Source organism: Flavobacterium sp., assembly GCF_043720215.1.
In the GTDB taxonomy this organism is placed as follows: Bacteria; Bacteroidota; Bacteroidia; order Flavobacteriales; family Flavobacteriaceae; genus Flavobacterium.
The window spans coordinates 1-5,782 of the sequence record NZ_JAYSSZ010000026.1 but is presented as its reverse complement, the minus strand read 5'-3'; the positions used below and the strand labels follow the sequence as shown (position 1 = coordinate 5,782).

The window sequence follows — 5,782 nt, the reverse complement described above, 5'->3', positions numbered from 1 at the left end:
CTATGCCAAAGCAATTTCTAAATATCGAACTTCTTGAAAAAACAGTTGCTTGTGTTAAAGAGATAAGAAAGTCTAAAAACATTACTCTTGAAGCGTTTTATTTTGATACTGGCATACATTTAGCACGAATAGAACAAGGCAAACAAAACATTACCATTTCTACATTATCAAAAATTTGTGAGTATTTCGAGATTAGTTTAAGTGATTTTTTTAAACTTGTAGAAAATAAATAGGCAATTACTCTACTTTAAAAACGTCCCTAAACTGATATAATATTCTTTCCAACAATCGCAAATCTTCGGTGATGATTTCGGCAGAACCTTTCATTTCTTGCTGAAAAGGGATTTGCTTTTTATATGACGAGAGTAATCCTTTAGGCAAAACTACATCAATTAACAAATTACCATCTTTGTCTGGAACAAGGGATATATTTTTTATTTCTCCTTTAAGCACTCCGAATTCTCTATCTGGAAAATTTGCCAAACGAATATTTACTTGCTGTCCAATCTTTATCTTACCTGAATTTAAAGCTGGCGCTTTTACTTTTCCTACAAATCCTTTTTGAGTGGTTGGAATAATAGAAAAAACATTATCTCCAGAAGTTATGGTTTGATTTTCTGTCCAAACTTGCAAAAAAGTCACTTCTCCAGCAATTGAAGATTTTAAGGTATAACTCAACTCCCAATCCTTGATTGCTTTTTTTAGTTGGTAAAATGATTGTGTAACACTTCTGTCGAGATTTACCGCTTCTTTAGTTCCACTAATTTGAGTTCCTTGCGTAGCTCGTGAATTGTCTATTAATGAAGATCGCAATTGCGAAATAGAACTTAGTAAACTCTTATAATTTTTTTCGGCTTGCAAATAATTTAATTTTTTGCTTTCAAATTCTTGATCTGAAATAACGCCTTTACTGTTTAGCGTTGTGTAACGTGTAATTTCATTTTTTTGCAATTTCAGCTCTTGCTCATTAATTTCTTTTTGCTGCAATAACAAGCTTAACCTTTCTTTAATTTGAGTAGATTCGGATTTTTGTGCCTTATTTTCTACTTGGAAAGGTTGCAAATCGTCATTTAAACCATCAGCAATATAATCTTTTTGAAAAACGGCAAAGGCACTTTCTACATCGCCTAATTGTAGATTTTGCAGTTCATTAAAAGGAAAATTTTTGTTAGAATTATTGATGTTTGTTTTGTCAACAATGCTTTTTAGTAGCAATACATCTTTATAATTGGCAGCATTTTCTATAATAGCAAGATGCATGTTTTGTGTAACAATAGATTTGTCTTTTACTAAAATAGCTTCTATCCTACCCGAAGTTTTAGCAACTAATTTCTCAGGCGGAATATTAGTCGTTATTACTATTTCTGATGCTACAACGTCTGGATATTTCAAAAACCATGAGATAAAAAACAGCATGATTATGATTCCAAATATGAGAACCGTTCCCCATCGAATCATCCAGTGTGGAACTTTAGTCAATATATCTTGTACTTCTTCGCTACGAAGTTCGAATGTTGTATTTTTTTCTTCCATTTCTTTAGCTTCCTAGTTGCAACTGATTTCTAACCAATTCGTAATAATTCCCTTTTAGTTTTACCAATTCTTCGTGGCTTCCTATTTCAATAATTTTTCCTTTGTCGAGCACCACAATTTGATCTGCATTCATAACTGTACTCAATCGATGGGCAATAACAACAACGGTTTTATCTTTAAAGAAAATATCGAGTTTCTCCATAATTTCTTTTTCATTATTAGCATCTAAGGCCGAAGTTGCTTCGTCAAAAAACAACATTTCCGGGTTTTTATAAACCGCTCTTGCAATAAGCAATCGTTGTTTTTGTCCTGTACTCATTCCTACGCCTTCAGAACCTATTTTTGTATTGTAACCCAAAGGCAAACCAGAAACATATTCTTTTATATTGGCTACATCAGCAGCATAAACCAAACGTTCTTTGTTAATAATATCTACACCAATAGCAATATTATTGGCAATAGTATCATTAAAAATAAATCCTTCTTGCATTACTGCACCAATATTGGCACGCCATGTTTTTTGTGCAATGTTAGCTAATTGAGTGTTACCAATATTTATTTGGCCGTTATTAGGTTCATAAAATTTTAATAACAACTTCATTAATGTCGTTTTTCCGCTTCCGCTTGTACCTACAATAGCTGTAATTTTATTAGGTGGAATAGTTAAATTCAGTCCTTCTAAAACAGGAATGTCTGAACCCAAATATCTAAACGACAAATCTTTTATTTCAATAGCAACATCTTTTATTTCAATAGCAACATCTTTAGGGAAATCGTGCGTTTGATATGCTTCTTGTTGTATTTCATCTTCTTTTTCATGAATTTCAGACAAACGAGCTAGCGATATTTTAGCATCTTGCACTTCACGTACAAAACTAATAAGTTGCGAGATAGGACCATCTAAACTTCCTACGATAGAACTTATTGCCATCATCATTCCTAACGTAATTTGACCATCGATAACTAATTTTGCTGAAAGAAAAATAATGAATATATTTTTTAATTGATTGATTACCGACGAACCAATCGTTTGTGTTTGTTCTAATACCAATCCTTTTATAGAAACTCGAAACAATCTGGCTTGTACATATTCCCAACCCCAGCGCTTTTGTTTTTCGGCATTGTGTAGTTTTATTTCTTGCATTCCGTTTATGAGTTCCATGACTTTGCTTTGCTCTTGCGAGACTTCTGAAAAACGCTTGTAATCCAGTTCTTCTCTTCGTTTCAAGAACAAGGTTATCCAGCCAAAATAGAGAATACTTCCTGCAAAAAACACCAAGAATATTTGCAAATTATAATACGCTAGAACACCTCCCATAATAAACATATTGATTACTGAAAACAATACGTTGAGTGAAGACGTAGTTAAAATTCTTTCGATGCGATGATGGTCATTGATGCGTTGCATGATGTCACCAGTCATTCGGACATCGAAAAATGATATGGGTAAATTCATTAATTTGATGAAAAAATCAGAGATTAATGAAATGTTGATTCGTGTAGAAAGGTGAAGCATAATCCAGCTTCGTATGAGTTCTAATCCTGTTCTTCCTGCAAACAAAAACAATTGCGCAAAAAGAATCATATAAATAAAATTGATGTTTTGATTCTGAATCCCAACATCGACAATGCTTTGAGTAAGAAAAGGAAATATTAGTTGCAACAAACTGCTTGCTAGCAAACCAATGCTTAACTGGACTAAAAACGATTTGTAGCGAACTATGTATTGGGAAAGCATCCCAAAGCCTAACCCTTTTTTTTCTTCTTTATCAAATTCCGATTGATAAAAAACTGGTGTTGGCTCTAGTAATAAAGCAATACCTTCTTGGGTGAAGTTATCTGCATTGTTGCCAATCCAGAATTTTATAAAATCATGTTGGTTGTATTCTATCAGACCATAACCTGGATCTGAAATGTAATATTTTCCTTTTTTTATATTATGAAGGACTACATAATGTTCTTTGTTCCAGTGCAAAATGCAAGGTAACGGTGCTTCATCTAGTCTTTCTAGATTAAGCTTTACACCTAACGTCCGAAATCCTATTTTCTCAGCTGCATCACTCAGGAATAATAAATTACTTCCTTCACGTGTGGTTTCGCTAAAATCACGTAATTCTTGTATATTTAGTGTCTTACCATAATGTTTGGCAACAATTTTTAGGCAAGTAGGACCACAATCTTTACTATCGGCTTGTATGTAATTAGGAAATTTCTTCAATTTTTATTTTTTGGATTCAAAAATAGGAAAAAAAACTGTCTGAAAATTTTCAGACAGTTTTTAATTTAAAAGCTGACCTTAATAAAAAAATGCAGCACTTTTTTTAATTACATACAGTTACTTGCATAATCACATTTACCACCAGAACTATTGAATGGAGGTCCATTAAAATAACAATAACAATGACCATTCCAAACAGGCGCTCCGCCATTAATTGATTTTTGTTCGTTTTTGCTCAATTTTTGAGCTCCGTCTAATTTTAAAATGTTTTTTAACATGATATTATAATTTTATTTATTGTTTAATAATCCAATCATTTTTAAGACACTTGGATCTTGTGTCTGATTCTCGGCCAAGAATATTTTTGTGTATTTTATGCTTTACTTTTATAAGAATAGACTTTATTTTGTCATTCTGAGGAACGAAGAATCACATTAGATGCTTTCGTTATGAGATTCCTCCTTCGTCGGAATGACAAACTCTATGTAAAAGGGTGTTATTTGTTTTTTATGCTTCTGCTAAAATGTAATTTTCTACTTTTTCTTCATGGAAATCATTGAGAAAATGTTTTAACTCGCTAATCTCATACTCGCTAGGAAATAGTTTGTTGTTTATTATTTTTACTGGTGTATAGTTAAACTCGTTTTCTAAACACCAATTGTATTGTTGGTGTATCTGATGGCTTGTTTTCATGTCTCCATTTTTCATTTTCCATTTTTTGAGCCACGGTTCTAATTCCATTTTTTTAATGTGCCAATCGGAAATAGCACTTTCACTGTTTTCAGGATTAATAAAATGTATTGCCAATAGGGTTTCTACTACTTCTTTATAGGGATTTTCATTGTTTTCTGGATTGATATTAAAAAGCACATTCAGAAATACTCTTTCTGGGAATTTTGTAACTAGGTTAAATCCATCTTCAAACGCTTTATGACAATGTCCACAACTAGGGCTAATAATAATAGTTAGTTGGGTGTTTGCTGTTTTATTTCCAAAAGCCAACCCTTCGAGTTTATTGAATCCGCTTATAACTGACACCTCTTTACTTAAGAAGTTGAAAACCTCATAATTACGTTTGAATTTTTTAAGTTCCGTTTCTCCTTTTTCTGCTTTTAGTTTCGCTTCAAAAACGGGTTTTACAAACAACCATATTGATGTGAGTAAAATGGATGAAAATAAAAATCCAAAAAAGTTTATTGCTGTTATGTTGAAAAATGATGTGGTTGTGAAACTAAAAACCAAACTTTGCAATACAATTATGAACGAAACTGCTAGACACAACACACACCATTTTTTTAATTGAATTTTTTGCAACCAAACCGAATACACAATTACAGGAATAGATACTAAACTTAGAAATCCTAATATCTTACTGGCATGTTCAGGTTGTATTATGATAGACAAAATGCTAATGCCAAAAAATAGCAAAGGCAAATCGGAAAAACCAACCCATTTGTTAATGTCACTTTTGCTCGATTTTATGACCGAATCGCAAGATGCATTTGGATTGATGTTGCAAAACTTAGAAGCTATTTCGTTTTTTATTCCAAACTTTTCTTGTACGATAAAAACACTTAGTAGCAAACCAATTAAAGAAGTAACTAATAATGATGCACTTATAAAATCATACTTATTGTAACCAACTGATAATATAATGAATGCAATAACAGGCAAAATATATAATAACCATTTTATGTTTATTTTTTCGTTTGTATTTAAAGCGTTTGTATTGGGTTCTATTGCAATAATAACTTCGTTCCAACCTGTAAGAAATTCGTTGAAACTTAGTTTTTGCTGCTTTCCTTCGTTTGTTTCAATTGTTACTGCAGTGTTTGTTTTCGAAACTAAAACCACATCATTATTAAAACCCGCTAGAAAATAATCTGGCAATGCTATAAATTGTTCTTTAGGAACTTTTATTGCTATGTTTTCTATAGACAACATATCTAACGAATCGGTAATGGCAAATACGCTCGGATAATTGGGGTGTGATAAGAATAAATCTTCAAAATTTTCTTTCTGGTCAGAAAA

Annotated in this window: 5 protein-coding genes; 1 reads left to right on the top strand and 4 read right to left on the bottom strand. The window is 32.0% G+C overall.

Features of this window, described 5'->3' with window-relative positions; translation table 11 throughout:
• The coding region (locus tag ACHZC3_RS01090; RefSeq protein ID WP_394758029.1) for a helix-turn-helix domain-containing protein at positions 1-233 on the top strand (233 nt) is incomplete at its 5' end.
• A gap of 4 nt (positions 234-237) precedes the next feature.
• Here ACHZC3_RS01090 and ACHZC3_RS01085 read toward each other — a convergent pair.
• The 4 genes from ACHZC3_RS01085 to ACHZC3_RS01070 form a co-directional block, all read right to left on the bottom strand.
• Positions 238-1,533, bottom strand: a complete 1,296-nt coding sequence (locus ACHZC3_RS01085; RefSeq protein ID WP_394758028.1) for an HlyD family secretion protein — start codon at positions 1,531-1,533, stop codon at positions 238-240.
• Positions 1,534-1,537: 4 nt separating this feature from the next.
• Positions 1,538-3,751, bottom strand: coding sequence for a peptidase domain-containing ABC transporter (locus ACHZC3_RS01080; RefSeq protein ID WP_394758027.1), 2,214 nt, complete (start codon positions 3,749-3,751; stop codon positions 1,538-1,540).
• Positions 3,752-3,858: 107 nt separating this feature from the next.
• On the bottom strand, positions 3,859-4,029 hold the full coding sequence (locus ACHZC3_RS01075) for a hypothetical protein (RefSeq protein ID WP_394758026.1): 171 nt from the start codon (positions 4,027-4,029) through the stop codon (positions 3,859-3,861).
• 229 nt (positions 4,030-4,258) lie between these two features.
• Positions 4,259-5,782 (bottom strand): vitamin K epoxide reductase family protein (locus ACHZC3_RS01070; RefSeq protein ID WP_394758025.1); only part of this gene is annotated, 1,524 nt, incomplete at its 5' end.

Coding starts and splice junctions, on each gene's coding strand:
- ACHZC3_RS01075 (WP_394758026.1), bottom strand. CDS start 4,029: ATGTTAAAAAACATTTTAAAATTAGACGGAGCTCAAAAATTGAGCAAA.
- ACHZC3_RS01085 (WP_394758028.1), bottom strand. CDS start 1,533: ATGGAAGAAAAAAATACAACATTCGAACTTCGTAGCGAAGAAGTACAA.